The organism is Oerskovia jenensis (genome assembly GCF_016907235.1).
In the GTDB taxonomy this organism is placed as follows: Bacteria; Actinomycetota; Actinomycetes; order Actinomycetales; family Cellulomonadaceae; genus Oerskovia; species Oerskovia jenensis.
Genome location: NZ_JAFBBO010000001.1, coordinates 45196 through 67872, shown reverse-complemented (window position 1 = coordinate 67872; position 22677 = coordinate 45196). Strand labels below are relative to the sequence as shown.

The window sequence follows — 22677 nt, the reverse complement described above, 5'->3', positions numbered from 1 at the left end:
GCTCGTGCAGGGTCGCCGCGGGAGCCCTGTGGACGACCGGGTGGACTGTGGTCGGGCTCCGTGCCCTGCACTGACTACGGTGTGGGGGTGCGTCGCTCTTCGCCCTCCTCCGAGAAGCTGCCGGGTCGTCCTCGTCCGGCACCGGCCCTCGTCGTCTCGACCTGCCTCCTGGTCGCTGTGCTCGCGGGCTGCACGGCCCCTGCCGACCGGTCGGACGAGCCGGACGCCGGGGCCAGGCCGCCGTCGTCCGACCCGGTCGTTCCCGCCGACGGCCCCGTGGCCGAGACGCCCATGCCGACGTTCGACGACTCCTCGGTCGCGGGCTCGCTCGTCGAGGGCTTCCCCGTCGACGTCGTCCCCGTCCCACCGGACGCCGAGGTCCTGGCCAGCTCCGCGACGGACGTCGAGGGCGCGCCCCTGCGCCAGGTGACGCTCAACCTCTCCTCCCCCGCGGCCGTCCAGGAGATCCTGGACTTCTACACGCAGTCGATGACCGCCGCGGGCTTCGCGGCCCTGCCCGGCAGCGTCCCCGGGGGGCTCAGCGGCCAGGCTGCGTTCAACCGGGCCGCGGCCGACGGCGCGACCGAGACGCTGTCCGTCGGGGTCCTCGACACGACCGACTCCCGCCTGGTCACGATCAGCGGACAGGTCCTCCCGCCCGCGTGACCTAGGCTGCCCTCATGCCTGCCGACGCCACCGCGCCCGCTCCCGCCCTGCCCGTCGACCGCGAGAACCTCCGCCCCGACGTCGACGCCGCGCTCCGCGCCTTCCTCGACGACCAACGGGACCGGCTCGCGTCCCTCAGCGCGGACGCCGCACCGCTCGCCGAGGCGACCGCGGCCCTCCTCACGGGCGGCAAGCGTCTGCGGGCCGCGTTCTGCTACTGGTCCTGGCGGGCCCATGGCGGCCAGGTCGACGACGGCAGGCGGGACGCGGCCGTCCGCACCGGCGCGGCGCTCGAGCTGTTCCAGGCCGCGGCGCTGTTCCACGACGACGTCATGGACAACTCGGACACGCGCCGCGGTGCCCCCGCGGCCCACCGGGCGTTCGCGGCCCGCCACCGCGAGGCCGGCTGGTCGGGCAGCGACGTGCAGTACGGCTCGTCGAGCGCGATCCTGCTCGGGGACCTGTGCCTCATCGCGAGCCAGGCCGAGATCCGCGCGGGGCTCGTCGGCCTGCCCGAGGACGTCGCGCTGGCCACCCGCGCGCTGTTCGACGACATGCAGACCGAGGTGACCGTCGGCCAGTACCTCGACGTGCTGGCCCAGGCCGTGCCGTGGGGCACGGACCTCGACGCCGACGAGGCCCGGGCGCGCGCGGTGATCCGCTCGAAGTCCGCCCGCTACAGCGTCGAGCACCCCCTTGCGCTCGGCGCTGCGATCGCCGGGGCCCCGGCCGAGGCGCTCGCCACCGTCCCGACGTACGGACTGCCGCTGGGTGAGGCGTTCCAGCTCCGCGACGACATGCTGGGCGTCTACGGCGACCCGTCGGTCACGGGCAAGCCCGCGGGCGACGACCTGCGTGAGGGCAAGCGCACGGTGCTCGTCTCACGAGCCCTGCGCACGGCGACCCCGGCGCAGCGCGCACTGCTCCTGGAGTCTCTCGGGAACCCCGACCTCGACCGGGACACCGTCGACGCCCTGCGCGGCGTGCTGGTCGAGACCGGAGCCGTGGACGCGGTCGAGCAGCTCATCACGGACCTCACGGACCAGGCCTTCGCCGCGCTCGACGCCGCCGACCTGGCATCGCCGGGCACCGAGATGGTCGCCGAGCTCGCACGCGCCGCGGTGCAGCGCTCGGCCTGACCGGCCCACCGCCGTCGGGCCCGCGACCACGCACCGGCACGAAGGCCCGGCGGCGGGACGGTCGGGCCTCGTGGGCGCCCGGGCCGCAGGCTCTCCGTGCACGCCCGAGGGCCCGGACGTCCCGCCCCGGAGGAACGCCGCGCCGTCAGCGCGGCGCAGCCGTCAGAGCAGCGCCTGCGCCACCCGCCGGACCTCGCCCTTGCGCCCCGCGCGCAGGGCGGCCATGGGGGTGGTCCCGAGCCCTTCGTCGTGCGAGAAGAGCCACTCGAGGATCTCGACGTCGGAGTATCCGAAGTCGGTAAGCAGGGCGATCGTGCCCTGGAGCGACATGAGGACGACCTGGCGCCCCTCGTCGGGGTTCTCGGGGGCGGGCTTGGCGTTGGCCGGGTTGGCCAGGTGCGCGGGGACCACGAACGCAGCGGGCACCTGGAACGAGGCGCGCTCGCCGCGCTTGACGCCGACCACACGCCTGTCCTGGACGATGCTGCGGGCCTGGGTCAGGTCGGTGCCGAGCACCTCGGCGAGGTCGGGAAGGGTCAGCCACTCGGTCACGAGCGGCTCGAGGTCAGTCACGTCAGTCACGGGTCAAGCCTACGTGGCGCGAGGCCCCGTGCCCGCCGGGGCTCCCTCACACGTCGTCCGCACGACCCGCACGCCGCCCGGGCACGACCTCACCGGTTCCGCGTCCCGAGGCGCCTAGACTTCCGATGTGGCAACTGTGACGTCTGATCCGTTCGTCGGCCGCCTGGTCGACGGGCGCTACCACGTCGTGTCCAAGATCGCCCGGGGCGGGATGGCGACCGTCTACCTGGCCGTGGACCGGCGTCTCGACCGCGAGGTCGCTCTCAAGGTCATGCACCCGCACCTCGCGGAGGGCACCGACGGCGAGGAGTTCGTCGCGCGCTTCCGCCGCGAGGCGCGCGCGGCCGCGCGCCTGGCCCACCCCGGCGTCGTCGCGGTCTTCGACCAGGGGGTCGACGGCGAGACCAGCTACCTGACGATGGAGTACGTGCCGGGCACGAACCTCCGCCACGTCCTGCAGGACGAGGGGACGCTCGGCGTGGGGCGCACGCTCGACCTGCTCGAGCAGATCCTGGACGCCCTCGCCGCGGCCCACCGCAAGGGCCTGGTCCACCGCGACGTCAAGCCGGAGAACGTGCTCCTCGACGAGTCGGGGCGGGTCAAGGTCGCGGACTTCGGCCTGGCCCGCGCCGTCAGCGAGGGCGCGTCGACCGCGACGAGCACCATCCTCGGCACCGTGGCCTACCTCGGGCCCGAGCTCATCGCGTCGGGCCGGTGCGACGCCCGTACCGACGTGTACTCGGTGGGCGTGCTCGCGTACGAGATGCTCACGGGTCGCCACCCCTTCACGGGCGAGACCCCCCTGCAGGTCGCGTTCCAGCACGTCAACTCGGACGTCCCGGCGCCGTCCGACCTCGAGCCGTGGATCCCCGCGGAGGTCGACGTGCTCGTGTGCGCCCTTGCCGCCCGGGCCCCCGAGGACCGGCCGGTCGACGCGTCGGCGGCCCTCGCGCTGGTGCGTCAGACGCGCCAGGCGCTCGACCCCGCCGTGCTCGACCGTCGCTCGTCGACCACGAGCAGGGCCCCGTCGAGCACGGCCCCCGGCGCGGGCTCGCCCGACACGGCCGTGCTCGGCGTCGCGACCGCAGCAGCCGTCGTCGGCGCGCGCGCGGACGGCACCGCCACGGACGCGCAGCACACGCTCGCGCTCGACCGTACGGCGGTCGCCGCGCACGGAGCCGGTCCCGGCACGAGTCCCGGCTCCGACTCCGACGACGATCCGCTCCCCCGCTCCGGCCGGCGACGTCGTCGCGGCTGGTGGTGGGGCCTCGCGATCGTGGTGCTGCTCGCGGGTGCCCTCACGGGCGCCTCGTGGTGGTTCCTCAGCGGTCCGGGAGCGTACACGGTCGTGCCCGGCGGCCTCGTCGGCGCGCCCCGGGCGGGGGCCGAGCAGACTCTCGTCGCGGTCGACCTGCGCAGCAAGGCCACGGAGGCCTACGACGACACCTTCGCCGCCGGGACGGTCATCTCGACCGAACCCGAGGCGGGCAAGAAGGTCCGCAAGGACGGCGAGGTGCACCTCCTGGTCTCGCTCGGCGTCAAGATGATCGAGATCCCGACGGGCCTCGTGGGCGCCCCCGTGGAGCAGGCCACCGAGGCGTTGAAGGACGCGGGCTTCACGGTGGGAGACCCGGTCGACGCGTACAGCGACACCGTCCCGGCCGGCACCGTCATGGGCGTGTCCGAGCCCGAGGGCAGCTCCGTGGCCCACTCGACCGTCCCCGTGCTGACCGTCTCGCAGGGCCCTGCCCCCGTGACGGTCCCGCAGGTCGTGGGCGTCGAGAAGGATGCCGCGCTCGCGACCCTCACCGGCCTCGGCCTGGACCCGAGCTCGACCGACGACTACTCCGAGACCGTGGCGGCGGGCCTGGTCATCAGCCAGTCCCCCGAGAACGGCACCGAGGGGCACCGCGGTGACAAGGTCGCGCTCGTGGTCTCGCTGGGCCCGCCGCTCGTCGAGATCCCCAACACCTACGGGCGCAACGTCTCCGAGGCCGAGAAGATGCTCAAGGACGCGGGGTTCACGGTGGAGATCCGCCACCCCCAGGGGATCAGCCCGCTCAACATCGTCTACGCGCAGGACCCGGGCGGCGGTGCGGGGAAGACCGCGCCCAAGGGGTCGACGATCGTCATCAACGTCTTCTGACGTTGCTCGGCCGCCGGACCTGCTCGGTCCTGTGCCCCCAGCTCGGCCACCTGGCAGTTCGCGAGGTAGAGGGCTCGCGTCGAGGTAGAGGATTGCACGCCTCTACCTCGACGGTTCCCCTCTACCTCGCGGCCCGCTCCGGGCCCGTCGACCTTGCGCACGCCCTCTCCCCCGGCACGAGACAGCCCGACGGCGGCGCACCTGCGGGTGCGCCGCCGTCGGGCTGCGTGGGGTCGGGCCGGGCCCGCACGCGGGCGACGGCTCAGCGGGCCTGGAGCATCTCCGCGACCTGGAAGGCCATCTCGAGCGACTGCTGGTGGTTCAGGCGCGGGTCCACGAGGGTCTCGTAGCGCAGGGCCAGGCCCGCGTCGTCGATCTCCTCGCTGCCGCCCAGGACCTCGGTCACGTCGTCGCCCGTGAGCTCGACGTGCAACCCGCCGGGCACCGTGCCGAGCGCGCGGTGGACCTCGAAGAAGCCGCGCACCTCGTCCAGGACGTCCTCGAGGCGGCGCGTCTTGTACCCGCTGTCCGAGGTGATGGTGTTGCCGTGCATGGGGTCCGTGACCCACGTGACGGGGGCGCCGGACTCCCGCACGGCCTCCACGAGCGCGGGCAGCGCGTCGCGGATCCTGCCCGCGCCCATGCGCGTGATGAACGTCAGACGGCCCGGGATCGCGTCCGGGTTGAGCTTGTCGATGAGGCGCAGGGCGTCGTCGGGGGCCGTGGTCGGCCCGAGCTTGACCCCGATCGGGTTCGCCACACGCGACAGGAAGTCGACGTGCGCGCCGTCGAGCTGGCGCGTGCGCTCCCCGATCCACAAGAAGTGGCCCGAGGTGTCGTACGCGTCGCCCGAGCGCGAGTCGATCCGCGTGAGCGAGCGCTCGTAGTCGAGGATGAGCGCCTCGTGGCTCACGAAGAACTCCACTGTGCGCAGCGCGTCGAAGTCGACGCCGCACGCCTTCATGAAGCGGATCGCGCGGTCGATCTCCGCGGCCGTGCTCTCGTAGCGCGCGTACGCGGGGTTGCGCATGAAGCCGCGGTTCCACTCGTGCACCTGACGCAGGTCCGCGAACCCGCCTCCCGTGAACGCCCGGACCACGTTGAGCGTGGCCGAGGAGATCCGGTACGCCTGCATGAGCCGCTCGGGGTCCGGGACCCGGTCCTCGGGCGTGAACGCGTGCCCGTTGACCATGTCGCCCCGGTAGGCGGGCAGGGTCACGCCGTCGCGCGTCTCGTCGTTCGAGCTGCGCGGCTTGGCGTACTGGCCCGCGAGCCGGCCCATCTTGACGACGGGCATGCTCGCGCCGTGCGTGAGGATCACGGCCATCTGCAGGATGGTGCGGACCTTGTTGCGGATGCGCAGCGCGTTCGCGTCGGCGAACGTCTCGGCACAGTCGCCGCCCTGCAGGAGGAAGGCCTCGCCCCGGCCCGCGGCGGCGAGCCGCGAGCGCAGGGAGTCGGCCTCGGTGGGGACCACGAGCGGCGCGGAGGCCGCGAGCCGCGCGGACACGTCCGCGAGGGCCGCGGCGTCGGGCCACGTGGGTTGCTGCTGCGCGACGAGGGAACGGAACGCGTCCAGTCCCTGGGTGATCTCCGCGCCGGTCGTGGTCGCCATCAGCGGATCAGTGCGCCGTGGGAGCAGCGGGCACGAGCGGCTGGCCGATCTCGCCCAGCAGGTCGCCGAACCACGGCTGCGAGACGTCGAACGCCTTGCCGCCCGCGATGCGGGGGAACTCGATCGCGCGCAGGCGGTCGCCGTTCTCCTCGTCGTGGCCGATCACGCCGGACTCGCCCTTGAACGCGCAGTCGACCGCGAGGTCCGTCATCGACTTGATGAGGCGCAGGTCCTCGGCGTTCGCGGCGGCCGCACGCGAGTAGTAGCCCGACTTCTGGACCATGGTCTTCTCGGCGCCCAGCTTCTCCGCGAACTGCTTGGCGAACCAGGCACCCGGGTTGATGGTGTCGAGCTTGACGTGGCCGAACGGGTCCCGCTCGACCGTCTCGCCCGACGCCTCGAGCTGCGCGACGATCTCGTTCATGCCCGCACCCTCCGACAGGAAGATGTTGACGTTGCCGACCTCGTCCATGACGGTGCGCAGACGCGCGGCCTCGGCCTCGATGTCGAGCGCGAGCTCGGGGACGAAGACCGCGTGGATGTCCCACCGCTCCTTGGTCAGACCGATGCCCGGGACCCACTCCTGCGTGTCGAGCCACTTGCGGTACTCGGCCGCCGAGGCGGCGGTGAGCCACCCGCAGTGGCGGCCCATGACCTCGTGCACGATGAGCATGCGCGGGCCCGAGCGGTGCTCGCCGATGATGTTGCGCGCGAACCCGGCGGCCTCCTCGGCAGCGGTCCAGGCACCGAGGGACTGACGGATCGGGATCACATCGTTGTCGATCGTCTTGGGCAGGCCCACGACCGTGAGCTCGTAGTCGTTCTCGTGGAGGTAGGCCGCGAGGTCTGCCGCCGTGGTGTTCGTGTCGTCGCCACCGATGGTGTGCAGGACGTCGACGCCGTCGGCCTTGAGCTGCTCGGCCGCGACCTGCAGCGGGTCCTGGCCCTCCTGGACGAGGCCGCGCTTGACGCAGTCCTTCGCGTTCGTGAGCTTGACGCGCGAGTTGCCGATCGGCGAGCCGCCGAAGCGGTGCAGGACGCCCGCCTTCTTGCGGGTCTCCGCGTCGACGACGATCTTCGTGCCGGTCAGCAGGCCGTGGTAGCCGTGCTGGTAGGCGATGATCTCGACCTCGGGGGCGAGCTCGGTGTAACGCTCGATCAGGCCACCCACGGCGGAGGACAGGCACGGGGCGAAACCACCGGCCGTCAGGAGTGCGACGCGACGGACCTGCCGACGATCAGACATAGCAAAGGAGCCTCTCGTTGAAGGATGCCGCCGTGCCTGCGTCGAGAGACGCCGGGGATCACCCGGGGCAGCGGGACGGCCTGCTCCCTCAGTCTACTGACGGCGCGGGCTCCTCCTGCGGCGGTTCCGGAACCTGGACGTCCGGGACCGGCCTGCCGCCAGGCGCAGCAGGGGAAGCCGGAGGTGTGGTAGCGGCTGGTCCGGCCGCGAGGCGCGCCTTGGCCGTCGCGGCGTAGATGTCGACGTACTCCTGGCCCGACAGGCTCATGATCGCGTACATGATCTCGTCCGCGACCGCCCGCAGGATGAAGCGGTCGTTCTCCATGCCCTGGTAGCGGCTGAAGTCGAGCGGCTCGCCGATCACGATCCCGATGCGCATGGGCTTGGGGATGACCTTGCCGATGGGCTGGGCGATGTTCGTGCCGATCATCGCGACGGGGATCACGGGAGCTCCGGACTCGAGGGCGAGCCGCGCGACACCGGTCTTGCCGCGGTACAGGCGCCCGTCGGGGCTGCGGGTGCCCTCCGGGTAGATCCCGAACAGCTCGCCCTCACCGAGGACGCGCAGGCCCGTGGTCAGCGCCGCCTCGCTGGCCTTGCCGCCCGCGCGGTCCACCGGGATGGTGCCCACGCCGCGCATGAACCCGGCCGTCAGGCGCCCTTTGACGCCCTTGCCCGTGAAGTAGTCGGACTTGCCGAGGAACTGCACCTTGCGGTTCAGGACGAGGGGCAGGATGAAGGAGTCGATCACCGCGAGGTGGTTGCTCGCGAGGATCGCGCCGCCCTCGTCGGGGACGTTCTCGACGCCGCGCGTCCACGGACGGTAGAGCAGCCGCAGCAGGGGGCCGACCATCACCTGCTTCATGAACCAGTAGAACAACGTTCCTCCTTGGTGGCCCTCGCGAACACGAGGCGCTCTTCCGACTCTAGAGTGAACCCCATGGCCGCACCGAATGCAGGACCGCAGGGTGAGAACGACGGGAAGGACGACGCGATCGACCCGACCGAGCCGGGACCGACCGACGGGTCGAGCACGCCCCACGACGACCTCCCCGACGTCGAGGCCCGCTGGGCGGACATCGTCGCGGACCTCTCCGACGTGTCGGCGGCGGCGGAGTCCGCAGCCTCCGAGGACGGCCCGGACGCCCGCACCCCCGCTGCCGGCCCGCGCGACCTGCACGAGACCTTCCCCGTCGCGCCCTGGGTCCAGGCCACCGGCCCACGCGACTGGCCCGCGACCCCCGAGGTCGAGGACCTCGAGGACGCCGAGAGCCACTTCACTCCCCCGGACCCCCAGATCGACATGGGCCGCGACCCGCTCATGACCATGGCCTGGGGCCTGGTCGCGGGCATCCCCGTGCTCCTGCTCGTCGGCATGGTCGTGCTCCGCCCCTTCCCGACGATCGTCGCGCAGGTCGCGGGCGGGCTCTTCCTCGTGGGGCTGGCCGTGCTCCTGTGGCGCATGCCGCACCGCCGCGAGGACGACCACACGGGTCCGGGCGCCGTCGTCTGAGGGCGCGCTGCGCCGTCGGGTGCCGTCGGGTGCCCTCGTCTGACGACGCGCTGCGCCGTCGGTGCCGTCAGGTGCCGTCCGTGCGCGGGGCGCCCCGTCCTCCTGCCCGACGGCGTCACGCACCTCGGTACGAAGGCTCGGCGGGCCGCGTCCCGCCGGAGCGGTCGTGCGACGCGGGCGCCTCCGGGCGCGCGCGGCACGGCCCCGACCCCACGAGGAGCCGGGGCCGGTCGGTGACTAGCTGCGGGCGAGGTCCGCCGCGCCGACGATGCCCGCCTCGTTGCCCTGCTGGGCGAGGTCGATCTGCGCCTCCGGACGGTGGCCGCGGGCCGAGAGCTGGTCCGCGAAGGCCTTGCGCACGGGCTGGAGCAGCAGGTCGCCGGCGGCACCCACGCCGCCGCCGATCACGATGAGCTCGGGGTCGAGCAGGGCCGTGACCGACGCGGCTCCCTCGCCGATCCAGCGGCCCAGGGTCGCGAGCAGCTCGATCGCGAGCTCGTCGCCCGCCTGCGCGGCCTGCGTGATCTGGGGACCGTTGAGCTTGGACGGGTCGCCGCCCGCGAGCTCGAGGAGGGCTCCGGCACGGTCGGGCTGGGCGATGAGCGCGGCCTGGCCGTCGCGCACGAGCGCGCTGCCCGAGGCGTACTGCTCCCAGCAGCCCTCGTGGCCGCAGCCGCAGTAGTGACCGCCGGGCACGACGCGCATGTGGCCGACCTCGGCCGCCACGCCCCAGCGCCCGCGCACGAGCTTGCGGTCGACGATGATCGCGCCGCCCAGCCCCGTGCCGACCGTGAGCATGAGCATGTCGGAGGCGTCGCGGCCCGCGCCGAACGCGAACTCGGCCCAGCCCGCCGCGTTGGCGTCGTTCTCGACGACGATCTTGACGTCGTCGTCGCCGATGAGCGTGCGGACCTTGTCGGCCAGCGGGTACTCGCGCCACGCGATGTTGGGTGCGAAGAGGACGGACGTGCGGTCGGGGCTGACGAAGCCGGCCGCGGCCAGGCCCATGGCCTCGACCTGGAACTCCTTGGACAGCTCCGCGTAGACGTCCGCGACCGCCGCGTCGATGCTCGCGACGTCGTCGGGCTCGGTGTCGCGACGCGTCTGCGCGAGGATCGTGCCGTTCTCGTCGACCACACCCGCGGCGATCTTCGTTCCGCCGATGTCGACTCCGATGGCATGCATGTCAGGTCCTCACTCACGTAGCGGTCTGGAACTCCCGATGAGAACACCAGCCGGTAACGGTTGTGCACCGCCTCGGCATCGGTTCTGCGTACGTCCGTCGGCTCCGACGTCGGGTCGCTCCCGGTCTTCACCCAGGTACGGCCTGAAATCTTGCGCAACAGCGCACAGCACCATGAAGAGTACCGACTCGGAGGCGGTCAACGACACTTGCGACCTGTGGGTACTGTTCTCACACCGTCGACTTCTGCCACTGGAGCCAGCATGGACGAGTTCAGCGCACCGCGCATCATCGATGTCGATCCCCTCGACAACCTCAACGACCTCTTCGCGACCCGCGTCGCCGCCGGTCCAGACCTCCCCATGATCGAGGTCAAGAGCGGGCCGGGCGCCCCCTGGAAGACCCTCTCGGCACGGGAGGTCGACACCGACGTCGTCTCCGTGGCCAAGGGCCTCGTCGCGATGGGCATCGAGCCCGGCGACCACGTGGGCATCATGTCCCGCACGCGCTACGAGTGGACGCTCCTCGACTGGGCGACCTGGGCGGCGGGAGCCGTGCCCGTACCGCTCTACGAGACCTCGAGCGCCGAGCAGGTCCAGTGGATCCTCTCGGACGCGGCCGTCAAGCTGCTCGTCGTCGAGTCCCCCGCGCACGCCACGACGGTCTCCGAGGTCCGCGAGCAGGCTCCCGAGCTGCGCGACGTGTTCGTGATCGAGGACGGCGGTCTCGACGCGCTCAGGGAGGCGGGCAAGGACGTCAGCGACGACGAGATCGCCCGCCGCCGGGGCCTCGCGAACCTCGCCGACGTCGCGACGATCATCTACACGTCGGGCACGACGGGCCGCCCCAAGGGCGCCGAGCTCACGCACGAGAACTTCTACTCGCTCACCGTCAACGCGGTCGAGGCGCTGCCCGAGGTCTTCGCCGAGGACAACGGTCGGACGCTGCTCTTCATGCCCCTCGCGCACGTGTTCGCACGCTTCATCGGTGTGCTCGTGGTCGCCGGGGGCACGGTGCTGGGCCACACCCCGGACACCAAGACGCTCCTCGAGGACCTGGGCGAGTTCAAGCCGACCTACATCCTCTCGGTGCCCCGCGTGTTCGAGAAGGTCTACAACTCCTCGGAGCAGAAGGCCGCCGCGGGCGGCAAGGTCAAGATCTTCCACTGGGCCGCCGCGACCGCGATCGCCTGGTCGCGCGCGCTCGACACCCCCCAGGGTCCGGGCCTCGGCCTGAAGATCCAGCACAAGGTCGCCGACGCCCTCGTCTACAAGAAGCTGCGTGCGGCCCTCGGCGGGCAGACCAAGTGGGCCGTCTCGGGCGGCGCGCCCCTCGGCGAGCGCCTGGGCCACTTCTACCGCGGCATCGGGGTGCGCATCCTCGAGGGCTACGGCCTGACGGAGACCACCGCACCGACGTCGGTCAACCGCCCCACGGCGACCAAGATCGGGACGGTCGGCCCTCAGCTCCCGGGCTGTGGCGCCAGGATCGCCGAGGACGGCGAGATCCTGCTCAAGGGCCACCACGTCTTCCGCGGCTACCACAACAACCCGCAGGCCACGGCCGACGCGTTCGTCGACGGCTGGTTCCGCACGGGTGACCTGGGCTCGCTCGACGAGGACGGGTTCCTGCGCATCACCGGGCGCAAGAAGGAGATCATCGTGACCGCGGGCGGCAAGAACGTCGCCCCGGCCGTGCTCGAGGACCGCATCCGTGCGCACGCGCTCGTGAGCCAGTGCGTGGTCGTCGGCGACGGGCAGCCGTTCATCGGCGCGCTCGTGACGCTCGACCCGGAGGGCCTGCCCGGCTGGCTCGCGATGCACGGCAAGGAGCCCATGAGCGTCGACGCCGCGGCGCTCGACGTCGACGTCCTCGCGGCGCTCGACACCGCGGTGGACCGCGCCAACAAGGCCGTCTCGCGCGCCGAGTCGATCCGCAAGTTCACCATCCTGGCCACGGACTTCACGGTCGAGAACGGCTACCTGACGCCGTCCCTCAAGGTCAAGCGCAACGTCGTGCTCAAGGACTTCTCGGTCGAGGTCGACGCGATCTACTCGGGCGTGCCCGCGCAGTGACCTGACACGACCCGAGGCGCCTGCACGACGGGCACGCACGGCCGGTCCCCACCCGGGGGCCGGCCGTCGGCGCACGCGCACCGGCCCGTGGACGATCAACGTCCTGGATGACGAGTCCCACCCGCGGAGGGTGACGCTCCCGCCGGGGGCGACCTCCGCAGCCCCGAGGGTGACGCTCAGAGCCGCGCGAGCCGCCCCACGAGCGCGGGCGAGCCGATCGCGACGGCGCCCATGGCCTGGACGTCGTCGGCCACCTCGCGGTCGCTCGTGACGACGGCCACGGGTCGGCCCTCGGGCTCGGCGGCGACCAGGCGCCGGATCAGGTGGTCGGCGATCTCCCCGGACGAGAACAGGACGCGGACCCCGCGCGTGCTCGCGGGCGGCATGTGCCCCAGCTCCTGGCCGTCGAAGCAGCACGTGACCTCGGCGCCCGTGCGGGACGCGATGCGCACGAGCCCGTCGACGAGCCGTCGCCTCTGCTGCGCGAGCGTGAGCGTGCCGAAGCCCGACTTGCTGACGTTGTACCCGTCGACGATCAGGTGCATCTGGGGCACGGCGAGCACGTCGTCGAGCAGCGCCGGGTCGTCGCCCGCGCGCCCGCGCGACCCCGGTCGCGTCGTGCCGCTCGTGCCGTGCCCGGCGGCGTCGACCTCGACGGGGGCCACGGTGTCGCCCGGACGGAGGGTGGTCGGGGGGATCCCGAGCTCGCGGCGCAGCCCGACCGCCGCGTCGACGACCGTCTCGAGCAGCAGGCGTGCCCGCGCGTTGGCGAGCTCGGCCCCCGTGTGCGTGAGGGTCCGTGCCTCGTCGCGGGCCGCGTGGGCGCGTTCGAGAGCGACGGCGGCCTCGCGTCGCTCGACGGCGGCCTGGGCGACGAGCGCCTCGGCGGCCTGCGTCCGCGCATCGGCCTCGGCGCGGGCGGCGCGCGCCTCGGAGCGGGCCCGGTCGGCGTCCGAGCGCAGCCTGCGCTCGTTCCGGCGCAGGGCCGAGATCTCCGCGCGGGCCTCGTCGAGCGCGACCTTGTCGGCTGCTGCGGCCGCCCTGGCCGCGTCGAGCTCGGCAAGGGCCTTGTCGCGCTCGGTGACGGCCCGTTCGGCCTCCTGGGCCCGGCGCTGCTCCCTCTCGCGCTCCTGGACGTCCTGGGCAGCTCGTTCGAGGTGTTTCTCCCAGCCGTCCGGGCGCAGCAGGTACGCCCCGACGGCCAGGTCCACGGCGCGCCCGGTCCCGCCGGGGACCGCCTCGACCGTGGGGGCGGGACGGGCGTCCTGCCCGACGGCGTCGCTCGCCCCGGGCGAGGACGTGCGGTCGGTCTCGGGGCTGGGCTCCGGCGCCCCCTCACGCACCGACGAGAGCTCGGGCGACGTCCCGGTGGCCGTCGCGGCGGTCCCGATGCCGCCGGGCCCGCCGTCCTGCAGGACGTCGCTCTCACCCGGCGCGTCCGCGACGGTGTCACCAGCCGCCGCGATGTCACCCGTCTCGGGCGAGGCGTCGGTGCCCGTGCTCGCCGTGGTCGTGGCGTCGTCGGGCGCGAGGTCGCGCGCCAGGCTCGGGTGCGCCGCGCTCCAGGCCGCGGCGACCCCGGACCGGAAGGACGGGCTCGTCTCGAGCGCATGCCAGAGCGGCACCGCACCGGAGGCGGCGCGCCGCCGCGGCGCGAACGTCCGGACCCTGCGCAGGGCGACCGGGACGGTCGCGGGGTCCCACGTGCCGAGCACGCGGGCGGCGAGGTCGACGAGCTGGGTGCGCACCTCGGGCGGGACCGGTGCCGCAGGGGTGTCCGGGACCGGCGGAGCGTCCGGTGGCGCGTCGTCCGTGCGGCGCGCAGCGTCCTTGTTGTCCCGACTCGTCCCCACCATGGGTCAACACTACGGGCCGACCAGGGGACGGCCCCCACGGCGCGGCGCGCGCGGCCCACCGAGGTCTCGCGGCTCCCCCGGCGCCGGCGGACCCGAGGGCTGTCGGTGCCCCCGGGTACGTTCGGGCCCATGTCGCCCCCGACCGCCGCGGCCTCGGCCGCTCCCGCGCAGCTCTCGGTCCGTTCGTTCACGCCCGACGTCGTCCCCGGGAGCACACCCGTCCAGCTCGGCCTCGACGAGCTCGGCACCCCGCTCCGGGACGTCACGTTCGTGGTCGTGGACCTCGAGACGACGGGTGGCTCGCCCGCCTCGTCGGGCATCACGGAGATCGGCGCGGTCAAGGTCCGCGGCGGCGAGGTCCTCGGCGAGTTCCAGACCCTCGTCAACCCCGGCACCCCCGTGCCGGCGTTCATCGCCCGCCTGACCGGGATCAGCACCGCGATGGTCGCGACCGCGCCCCCGATCCAGGCCGTGCTGCCCTCGTTCCTCGAGTTCTCCCGGGGAGCGGTCCTGGTCGCGCACAACGCACCGTTCGACATCGGCTTCCTCAAGGCGGCCGCGCGTGACGCGGGCTACGACTGGCCGGGCAACCAGGTCCTCGACACCGTCCCCCTCGCCCGACGGGTCGTGACGCGCGACGAGGCCCCCAACCACAAGCTCTCGACGCTCGCCGCGCTCTTCCACGCGGCCGTGACCCCCGAGCACCGGGCGCTGGCCGACGCACGTGCCACGGTCGACGTCCTGCACGCCCTGCTCGAACGGCTCGCCCCGTTCGGCGTCACCCACCTCGAGGACCTCGCGACCGCGACGGACCCCGTCCCGCCGGACGTGCGGCGCAAGCGCACGCTCGCCGACGGCCTGCCCGACGCCCCCGGGGTCTACCTGTTCCGCGGGCCGGGTGAGGAGGTCCTGTACGTGGGCACGTCGACGTCGATCCGGCGCCGGGTCCGCAGCTACTTCACGGCCGCGGAGAAGCGCGGCCGCATGACCGAGATGGTGCGCATCGCGCACGCCGTCACCCCCGTCGTGTGCGCGACCGTGCTCGAGGCCCAGGTCCGCGAGCTGCGACTCATCGCCGAGCACTCGCCCCGCTACAACCGTCGCTCCAAGTTCCCCGAGCGCATGAGCTGGGTGCGTCTGACGCGCGAGCACCACCCGCGGCTCTCGATCGTCCAGGAGGTCAGACCCGACGCCGCGCACATCGGCCCGTACTCGTCGCGGCGCCAGGCCCAGCAGGCGATCGACGCCCTGCACGACGCGCTCCCCCTGCGCCAGTGCACACCCCGACTGCCGCTGGTCCCCGCCCCCGGGGCGAGCGCCTGCGCGCTCGCGGAGATGGGGCGCTGCGGGGCGCCGTGCACCACGCCCCAGGAGCCGCACGACTACCCGGCCGTGGTGGGCCGCGCACGGGCGACGCTGCTCGCGGACCCGCGCGACGTCGTCGAGCCCCTGACCGCGCGGATCGCCGTGCTCGCCGCCGACGAACGCTACGAGCAGGCCGCCGAGGTCACCGCGCGCCTCGAGGCGTTCCTGCTCGGGGCAGGGCGCGCGCAGCGGCTCGCCCCGCTCGCGGAGTGCGCCGAGCTCGTCGCCGCCAAGCCCCTCGCCGGCGGCGGGTGGGAGATCGTCGTCGTGCGCCACGCGCGCCTCGCCGCGACCGGGGTCTCGGCGCCGGGTGCCGACCCGTGGCCCACCATCGAGGCACTCGTGGCGACGGCCGAGGAGGTCGCAGCGCCCGTCGCCCCCGCGCCCGCGTGCCACCCGCACGAGGCCGAGCTCGTCCTGGGCTGGTTGGAGCAGCCCGGCGTCCGGCTGGTCGACGTGACCCATCCGCAGGCATGGCCCGTCCGCTCCGCCCGCGCCTACGCGGACCGCGACCGCACGGCGCAGCGCGTCGCCCAGCACGTCGAGGCTAGATTGGACCCCGGTTCGTCGAACGACGAGCCCCGCGCCTCGGACCCGACGGAGGACCCATGCTGACCGCGATCGTGCTGATCGACACCGAACCGAACCTCATCCCCGAGGTGGCCTCGCAGGTCGCCTCGCTCCGCGGTGTCAGCGAGGTCTACTCGGTCACCGGGAAGGCCGACCTCGTGGCCATGGTCCGCGTCAAGGAGCACGACGACCTCGCCGACGTGATCGCCGACCGGGTCAGCAAGATCGAGGGCGTGCTGCGCACCGAGACGTTCATCGCGTTCCGCGCCTACTCCGACGTCGACCTCGAGCAGGCGTTCGCCCTGGGGCTCGACGACTGACCCGCGCGACGAGGGCGGGGCGCGGACGGCTTCCCGTCCGCGCCCCGCCCTCGTCGCCGTGGTCGCCCTACCGGCCGCTCGTCACCGGGCCGACGCGGCGACCCAGCGCTCCAGGACGCCCTGCGCCGCGCCCGAGTCGATGCTCGTCGCCGCGTGCGCCATGCCCGCGCGCAGCCGTTCGACGAGGGTTCCCTCGGCGGTGCCGGGCAGGCTCGCGTCCGCGACGAGCGCGGCCGCGGCATTGAGCAGCACGGTCTCCCGGACCGGTCCACCGTCGCCGGCCAGCACCCGACGGGCGACCTCGGCGTTGAACGCCGCGTCGGCCCCCCGCAGGTCCTCGACCGTGATCGGCTGCAGGCCCAGCTCGGCCGCGGCGTCGAGCGAGCGGGTCGTGACGGAGCCGTCACGCACCTCCCACACCGTCGAGGTGCCGGTCGCCGCGAGCTCGTCGAGCCCGTCGTCTCCGCGGAACACGAGGGCCGAGGTGCCGCGCGACGCGAAGACGCCGGCCACGAGCGGGGCCATGCGCGCGTCCGCGACCCCGACAGCCGTCGCGGCGGGCTGCGCGGGATTCGTCAGGGGCCCGAGGAAGTTGAAGGCCGTCGGGACCCCGAGCTCCTTGCGCGCGACCGCCGAGTGCCGGAACGAGGGGTGGAAGACCTGCGCGAAGCAGAACGTGATGCCGACCTCGTCGATCAGCTGGGTGACCCGCTCCGGGGACTGGTCGAGGCGGATGCCCAGGACCTCGAGCACGTCGGCCGAGCCCGACGACGACGACGCGGCACGGTTGCCGTGCTTGACCACGCGGACGCCCGTCCCCGCGATCACGACCGCGGCCATGGTCGAGACGTTGACCGTGTGGGCTCGGTCCCCGCCCGTCCCGACGATGTCCACCGCGGGGCCCTGCACGGTGAACCGGGTCGCGTGGGCCAGCATCTCGTCGGCCAGCCCGCGGAGCTCGCCCACGGTCTCGCCCTTGGAGCGCAGCGCGACGAGGAAGGCCGCCAGGCGCACAGGGCTGACCTCGCCCGACAGGACCAGCCCCATGGCCCACGCCGTCTGGTCGGCGCTCAGCTCGTGACCGGCGATGAGCTCGGTGAGGAGCCCCGGCCACGACGGCGCCGTCTGCTCAGGCACCAGGGACGCGCCCCGGGGTGCGCGGACGGACGGAACATGTGCCGGAGTGCCCGGGGTCGTGGTCACGGGACCTGCCCTTCATGAGGTCATTCGATCAGCGAGACGATCGCTCGCTGCAGCTCGATCGCGTCGAACGGCCGGGGGACGGCCTCGTCGGCGAGCGACCACGATGCTAGCCAACCGTCCTGGGGCCTGCCGGTGAGGACCAGAACCGGGGGGCAGCGGAAGATCTCGTTCTTGAGCTGGCGACACAGGCCCATGCCGCCCGCCTTGTCCGCCTCGCCGTCGAGCACCAGGAGGTCCCATCCGCCGGCGTCGGCCGCGGCCACGACCGCGGCGGAGGTCGCGACCTCCTTCCAGACGATGTCGGGCGCACCTGCTCGGACGCGACGCCCGACCGCGAGGCGCACCTGCTCCCGCACGGTCACGTCGTCGCTGTAGAGCAGGATGTGCGGCGCGCGCGCGGCCTGGACCTGCCCGACCTCGGACAGCGTGTCCTGCTCCGGGGTGGTGGTCGTCGTCAGGTCGCTCGTGGTCGACGTCATCGTCGCCTCCTTCTGGGTCGGGTCTCGTCCGGTTCCGGTCGAGCCTGCTCGTGCGCACCGGTCGTCCGGTGGGAGACCACCGTGATCGCCGAGCCGGAGGCACAGCACTCCTGGGCATCTTGGCACGTCGGACGCCCGCGCGACATCCTCGCGCGCCGCGACGGACGCGGGCATTCCAGGCCCTGGTCACGACCCCCGAATTCCCGCCGTTTCATGGCACTTGACCGTGATCCGTCACGAAGTGCAGGGGTTGGTGGGAGAATCTGGAGAGTTTGTGAGATTCGCCGCGCGCCACCTCTCGATCCAGTGGTCCAAATCGCTCCGACGTCGGCCATAATGGCTGATGTGTCGACCGCAACGGCTGCCCCCCACGCCCACCAGCACGTGAGCGTCAACCGACCGAACCCTGTCTCGGTCGGGACGATCGTGTGGCTGGCCAGCGAGCTCATGTTCTTCGCTGGACTGTTCGCTATGTACTTCACCGCTCGATCGGTGATACCCGCCGAGGAGTGGGCTTCTCAGACCGAGAAGCTCAACATCCCCTTCGCCGTGATCAACACGTCGATCCTGGTGCTGTCCTCCGTGACGTGCCAGCTGGGTGTCCTCGCGGCGGAGCGTTTCCAGCCCGTCCGCACCGGATCGATCTTCCAGGTCAACCGGTGGGGGATGAACGAGTGGATCACGCTCACGTACCTCATGGGTGCGTTCTTCATCGGCGGTCAGGTCTTCGAGTACGCCGAGCTCGTGCACGAGGGACTCACCATCTCGTCGCACCCCTACGGCTCGGTCTTCTTCCTGGCCACAGGCTTCCACGGACTCCACGTCGTGGGTGGCCTGATCGCCTTCCTGTTCCTTCTCGGTCGGTCTTTCTCCGCCAAGAACTTCGGGCACCACGAGGCCACCACCGGCATCGTGACGTCCTACTACTGGCACTTCGTCGACGTCGTGTGGATCGCACTGTTCTTCGTGATCTACATCCTCCGCTGACGCGGTGACGTCCGTGGCACCGATGCCCGGACAACCACATCTGCCCCCTGCACCCCCCACTTGCGAGACGAGGATCATTTCGTGAAGGCACTCGCCGCCCGCAGACACCACCGCTTCGCACCGGTCGTGCTGCTGCTGCTGGCGCTGCTGGTCACCGGCGGCGTCTACGCCGCCTTTGCCCCGAGTCCAGCCAGCGCTGACACCGCCAGCACCGAGGACATCGAGTCAGGCCAGAAGCTTTTCCAGGCGAACTGCGCCACCTGCCACGGCCCCAACGCCGAAGGGTCGGACACCGTGCCGTCCCTCGTCGGCGTCGGAGCGGCCAGTGTCGACTTCCAGGTGTCGACCGGTCGTATGCCCATGCAGATGGAAGGCCCTCAGGCCATCCAGAAGCCGCGTCAGTTCGACGAGGAGCAGACGGCGCAGCTCGCTGCCTACGTCGCCTCCCTGGGCGCCGGCCCGGCGATCCCCACGGACGAGCAGGTCGACGCCTCGCTCGGTGACCCGTCGAACGGTGCTGCGGTCTTCCGCACCAACTGCGCGATGTGCCACAACGCCGTCGGTGCGGGCGGTGCCCTGTCCGAGGGCAAGTTCGCGCCCCCGCTGTGGGACACCTCGGAGCGCAACATCTACCAGGCCATGCAGACCGGACCGCAGTCCATGCCGGTGTTCAACGACATGAACATCACGCCCGACGAGAAGCGCGACGTCATCGCGTACCTCGTCGAGCAGCGTGACGGCTCCGCCGGTGGGCTGTCCCTTGGTTCTCTCGGCCCCGTCAGCGAGGGCCTCTGGGTGTGGATCGTGGGCATGGGCCTGCTGATCGGCGCCGCTGTGTGGATCGGAGCGAAGTCGTCGTGAGCGACAACCAGAACTCGACGGACCTGACGAAGCAGGACGGGCACGAGCTCGACCGCTTCCAGGATCCGGGTATCCCGGCTCACAAGAGCCGGATGGCAGACCGCGACCCCCGGGCCGCCAAGCGTGCCGAGACGCAGGTCGTGATCCTCTTCACGATCTCGATCATCGGCACCATCGGCATGCTGGTCGCGTTCTTCGCACTGCCCGAGGACACCTCCGTCGCGGGGATCCGGACGGCCAACCTCGTCATCGGGCTCGGCCTCGCCTTCGCCCTGCTGGGCATCGGCCTCGCTGCCGTGCACTGGGCCAAGACCCTCATGTCGGACCACGAGCACGTCGACGAGCGGCACGCCCAGCGCAGCTCGGACGCCGTCCGGGCCGAGGCCGTGCAGGCCCTCACCGAGGGCGCACAGGACTCGGGCATCGCCCGTCGTGGTGTGCTCAAGGGCGCGGTCGTCACCGCTCTCGCGCTCTTTCCGCTCGCGATCGCTGTTCCCCTCGTGGCCGAGGTGGGTGGAGACTGGAACGTCAACAAGTTCCGCCACACGCTCTGGAAGCCCAAGATGCGCCTCGCGCTCGACCCCTCGGGCCGCCCGATCAAGGCCGAGGACGTCACGATCGGCAGTGCTGTGCACGTCATCCCCGACGTGCCCGAAGAGGTGCGCACCTCGCACGAGTGGATCTCCGAGAAGGCCAAGGCGATCGTCCTCATGGTCCGCCTCGACCCGCGCGACCTCACGGAGGCGGAGGACCGCAAGGACTGGTCGTACGACGGCATCGTCGCGTACTCCAAGGTCTGCACCCACGTCGGTTGCCCGGTCGCGCTCTACGAGCAGCAGACCCACCACCTGCTGTGCCCGTGCCACCAGTCGACCTTCGACGTCGCGGACGGCGCGAAGGTCGTCTTCGGCCCCGCCAAGCGGCCGCTCCCGCAGCTGCCGATCACCGTTGACGACGAGGGCTACCTGATCGCTCAGAGCGACTTCCTGGAGCCCGTCGGACCGAGCTACTGGGAGCGCCTCAAGTGAGCACCAGCACCGCGGGACCCGCTGAAGCGACCGCAGACTATCTGGACCAGCGGACCGGTATCGCCGGGGCCGTCAAGGAGTTCGCCCGCAAGGTCTTCCCTGACCACTGGTCGTTCCTCCTGGGCGAGATCGCGCTCTACTCGTTCGTCGTCCTCATCATCTCGGGCTTCTTCCTGACGATGTTCTTCGTGCCGAGCATGGGCCTGGTCACGTACCACGGCGAGCCCGCCACGATGGACGGCCAGCTCATGTCCGAGGCCTTCGCCTCGACGCTGCACACCTCGTTCGAGGTGCGCGGTGGGCTCCTGATGCGTCAGATCCACCACTGGTCGGCGCTGCTGTTCATGGCGGCGATCGTGACCCACATGATGCGCGTCTTCTTCACGGGTGCGTTCCGCAAGCCGCGTGAGCTCAACTGGATGGTCGGGTTCCTCCTGATGATCCTGGGCCTCGCCGCGGGCTTCACGGGCTACTCGCTCCCCGACGACGTCCTGTCCGGCAACGGTCTGCGCATCACCGACGGCGTCGTCAAGTCGATCCCGATCATCGGGTCGTACATGTCGTACTTCATCTTCGGTGGCGAGTTCCCGGGCGAGCACATCATCCCGAGGCTCTTCACGCTGCACATCCTCGTGGTTCCCGGCCTCATCCTGGCCCTCGTCGCCCTCCACCTGTTCTTCGTCGTGCTGCACAAGCACACGCAGTACCCGGGTGGTGGCCGCACGAACGCCAACGTCGTCGGCTTCCCGCTGTTCCCCGTGTACGTCGCCAAGGCCGGTGGCTTCTTCTTCGTGGTGTTCGGCGTCATCGCCGCGATGGGCGCCACGATGGCCATCAACAACGTCTGGAACTACGGACCGTACGACCCCTCCCCCGTCTCGGCCGGTGCGCAGCCCGACTGGTACATGCTCTTCCTCGAGGGTTCGCTACGACTCATGCCGGGGCAGACGGAGTACGTGATCGCGGGCTACACGCTCTCGCTCAACATCCTGATCCCGGCGGTCGTGATCCCGGGTCTGCTGTTCACGTTCCTCGCGGTCTACCCGTTCCTCGAGGCGGCCGTGACCAAGGACAAGCGCGAGCACCACGTGCTCGACCGTCCGCGCAACGTCCCCGTCCGCACCGGTCTGGGAGTCGCTTTCCTGACGGCGTTCATCATCCTGGCTCTCGCCGGGTCGAACGACCTCATCGCGACGCACTTCCACCTGTCGATCAACGCGATCACGTGGGTCTTCCGCGTGCTGCTCTTCGTCGGCCCGGTGATCGCCTTCTGGATCACCAAGCGCATCTGCCTCGGGCTCCAGCGCAAGGACCGCGAGCTCGTCCTGCACGGCCACGAGACCGGACGCATCGTGCGCTTCGCGCACGGTGAGTACATCGAGGTCCACCGTCCGCTCGACGACCAGGAGCGCTGGCTCCGTGTGAACTACACGGCGCACGCCCCCCTCGAGATCGAGCCGGCGACCGACTCTCGCGGTGTCCGCCGCAAGGGCTACAAGAAGGACCGCCGGATGCAGCGCCTCTCGCGCTTCTTCTACGAGGACCGGGTCGAGCCCGTGACCCCCTCGGAGGTCGCAGCGTCCCACTCGCACGGCGAGCACGACGCCCTCGGCGCCGCGGACACCACGCACGCCGTGGAGTCCGGCTCGGCAGTGGGTGGCGGCAGCCACATCGTCAACCCTGACGACACCGGCAGCACCAAGCACTGACCCGCTCCCCGCGAGCACGACGACCCGTGAGACTGCCCGGCGCACGCCGGAACAATCTCACGGGTCGTCGGCGTTCCAGGGGTGTCGTGTTCGCTCGGTTTTGCACCGACCGAACATGTTCGCCACAGTTGTCG

At 71.9% G+C, this 22677-nt stretch carries 19 protein-coding genes; 11 read left to right on the top strand and 8 right to left on the bottom strand.

Annotated elements, in window-relative coordinates; translation table 11 throughout:
- Positions 1–87 precede the first annotated feature (87 nt).
- Together JOD49_RS00320 and JOD49_RS00315 are read left to right on the top strand one after the other, a co-directional pair.
- Complete coding sequence (locus JOD49_RS00320; protein WP_205305477.1) at positions 88–666, top strand: hypothetical protein; 579 nt, start codon at positions 88–90, stop codon at positions 664–666.
- A 14-nt stretch (positions 667–680) separates the two neighbouring features.
- Positions 681–1805 carry a polyprenyl synthetase family protein gene (locus tag JOD49_RS00315; RefSeq protein ID WP_205305476.1) on the top strand — a complete coding sequence of 375 codons (1125 nt, stop codon included), beginning with the start codon at positions 681–683 and terminating at the stop codon, positions 1803–1805.
- A gap of 162 nt (positions 1806–1967) precedes the next feature.
- Here JOD49_RS00315 and JOD49_RS00310 read toward each other — a convergent pair whose 3' ends face one another.
- The gene (locus JOD49_RS00310; protein ID WP_205305475.1) at positions 1968–2387 is read right to left on the bottom strand and encodes an Rv2175c family DNA-binding protein; all 420 of its coding nucleotides are present in this window, start codon (positions 2385–2387) and stop codon (positions 1968–1970) included.
- 127 nt (positions 2388–2514) lie between these two features.
- Between JOD49_RS00310 and pknB the strand changes: the two genes are divergently transcribed.
- On the top strand, positions 2515–4533 hold the full coding sequence (gene pknB, locus JOD49_RS00305; protein ID WP_205305474.1) for a Stk1 family PASTA domain-containing Ser/Thr kinase: 2019 nt from the start codon (positions 2515–2517) through the stop codon (positions 4531–4533).
- A gap of 262 nt (positions 4534–4795) precedes the next feature.
- Here the strand turns inward: pknB and JOD49_RS00300 are convergent, their stop codons facing one another.
- The 3 genes from JOD49_RS00300 to JOD49_RS00290 form a co-directional block, all read right to left on the bottom strand.
- On the bottom strand, positions 4796–6148 hold the full coding sequence (locus JOD49_RS00300) for a class II 3-deoxy-7-phosphoheptulonate synthase (protein ID WP_205305473.1): 1353 nt from the start codon (positions 6146–6148) through the stop codon (positions 4796–4798).
- A 7-nt stretch (positions 6149–6155) separates the two neighbouring features.
- Positions 6156–7394, bottom strand: a complete 1239-nt coding sequence (locus tag JOD49_RS00295) for a pyrophosphate--fructose-6-phosphate 1-phosphotransferase (protein WP_205305472.1) — start codon at positions 7392–7394, stop codon at positions 6156–6158.
- Positions 7395–7482: 88 nt separating this feature from the next.
- Complete coding sequence (locus tag JOD49_RS00290) at positions 7483–8274, bottom strand: lysophospholipid acyltransferase family protein (RefSeq protein WP_239525112.1); 792 nt, start codon at positions 8272–8274, stop codon at positions 7483–7485.
- Between the two features lie 60 nt (positions 8275–8334).
- Here JOD49_RS00290 and JOD49_RS00285 point away from each other — a divergent pair, with 60 nt between their 5' ends.
- Positions 8335–8907, top strand: a complete 573-nt coding sequence (locus JOD49_RS00285; protein ID WP_205305471.1) for a hypothetical protein — start codon at positions 8335–8337, stop codon at positions 8905–8907.
- Positions 8908–9144: 237 nt separating this feature from the next.
- Here the strand turns inward: JOD49_RS00285 and JOD49_RS00280 are convergent, their stop codons facing one another.
- A complete protein-coding gene (locus tag JOD49_RS00280; RefSeq protein ID WP_138824257.1) occupies positions 9145–10092 on the bottom strand; it encodes an ROK family glucokinase in 948 nt (315 codons plus the stop codon).
- A 261-nt stretch (positions 10093–10353) separates the two neighbouring features.
- Here JOD49_RS00280 and JOD49_RS00275 point away from each other — a divergent pair, with 261 nt between their 5' ends.
- Positions 10354–12165 carry an AMP-dependent synthetase/ligase gene (locus tag JOD49_RS00275; protein WP_205305470.1) on the top strand — a complete coding sequence of 604 codons (1812 nt, stop codon included), beginning with the start codon at positions 10354–10356 and terminating at the stop codon, positions 12163–12165.
- A gap of 176 nt (positions 12166–12341) precedes the next feature.
- On the opposite strand, the gene JOD49_RS00270 is transcribed toward JOD49_RS00275, so the two are convergent.
- A complete protein-coding gene (locus JOD49_RS00270; RefSeq protein WP_205305469.1) occupies positions 12342–14021 on the bottom strand; it encodes an NYN domain-containing protein in 1680 nt (559 codons plus the stop codon).
- A gap of 129 nt (positions 14022–14150) precedes the next feature.
- On the opposite strand from JOD49_RS00270, the gene JOD49_RS00265 reads away from it, so the two are divergent.
- Entirely contained in the window at positions 14151–16001 is a 1851-nt protein-coding gene (locus JOD49_RS00265; protein ID WP_205305468.1) for a DEDD exonuclease domain-containing protein, read from the top strand.
- Positions 15995–16276: an Lrp/AsnC family transcriptional regulator gene (locus tag JOD49_RS00260; protein WP_138824253.1), complete on the top strand. Its 282-nt coding sequence runs from the start codon at positions 15995–15997 to the stop codon at positions 16274–16276. Before JOD49_RS00265 ends, JOD49_RS00260 begins: the two co-directional genes overlap by 7 nt.
- An 81-nt stretch (positions 16277–16357) precedes the next feature.
- On the opposite strand, the gene trpD is transcribed toward JOD49_RS00260, so the two are convergent.
- Together trpD and JOD49_RS00250 are read right to left on the bottom strand one after the other, a co-directional pair.
- The gene (gene trpD, locus JOD49_RS00255) at positions 16358–17416 is read right to left on the bottom strand and encodes an anthranilate phosphoribosyltransferase (RefSeq protein ID WP_205308697.1); all 1059 of its coding nucleotides are present in this window, start codon (positions 17414–17416) and stop codon (positions 16358–16360) included.
- Between the two features lie 83 nt (positions 17417–17499).
- Positions 17500–17958 carry a hypothetical protein gene (locus JOD49_RS00250; RefSeq protein ID WP_239525111.1) on the bottom strand — a complete coding sequence of 153 codons (459 nt, stop codon included), beginning with the start codon at positions 17956–17958 and terminating at the stop codon, positions 17500–17502.
- A 336-nt stretch (positions 17959–18294) separates the two neighbouring features.
- On the opposite strand from JOD49_RS00250, the gene ctaE reads away from it, so the two are divergent.
- The 4 genes from ctaE (at position 18295) to qcrB (ending at position 22543) form a co-directional block, all read left to right on the top strand.
- Positions 18295–18945, top strand: coding sequence for an aa3-type cytochrome oxidase subunit III (ctaE, locus tag JOD49_RS00245; protein ID WP_205305467.1), 651 nt, complete (start codon positions 18295–18297; stop codon positions 18943–18945).
- A gap of 81 nt (positions 18946–19026) precedes the next feature.
- On the top strand, positions 19027–19806 hold the full coding sequence (qcrC, locus tag JOD49_RS00240) for a cytochrome bc1 complex diheme cytochrome c subunit (RefSeq protein ID WP_205305466.1): 780 nt from the start codon (positions 19027–19029) through the stop codon (positions 19804–19806).
- Positions 19803–20834: a cytochrome bc1 complex Rieske iron-sulfur subunit gene (gene qcrA, locus JOD49_RS00235; RefSeq protein WP_307822280.1), complete on the top strand. Its 1032-nt coding sequence runs from the start codon at positions 19803–19805 to the stop codon at positions 20832–20834. Before qcrC ends, qcrA begins: the two co-directional genes overlap by 4 nt.
- Positions 20831–22543 carry a cytochrome bc1 complex cytochrome b subunit gene (gene qcrB / locus JOD49_RS00230; RefSeq protein ID WP_307822279.1) on the top strand — a complete coding sequence of 571 codons (1713 nt, stop codon included), beginning with the start codon at positions 20831–20833 and terminating at the stop codon, positions 22541–22543. Before qcrA ends, qcrB begins: the two co-directional genes overlap by 4 nt.
- The last annotated feature ends 134 nt before the right edge of the window (positions 22544–22677 follow it).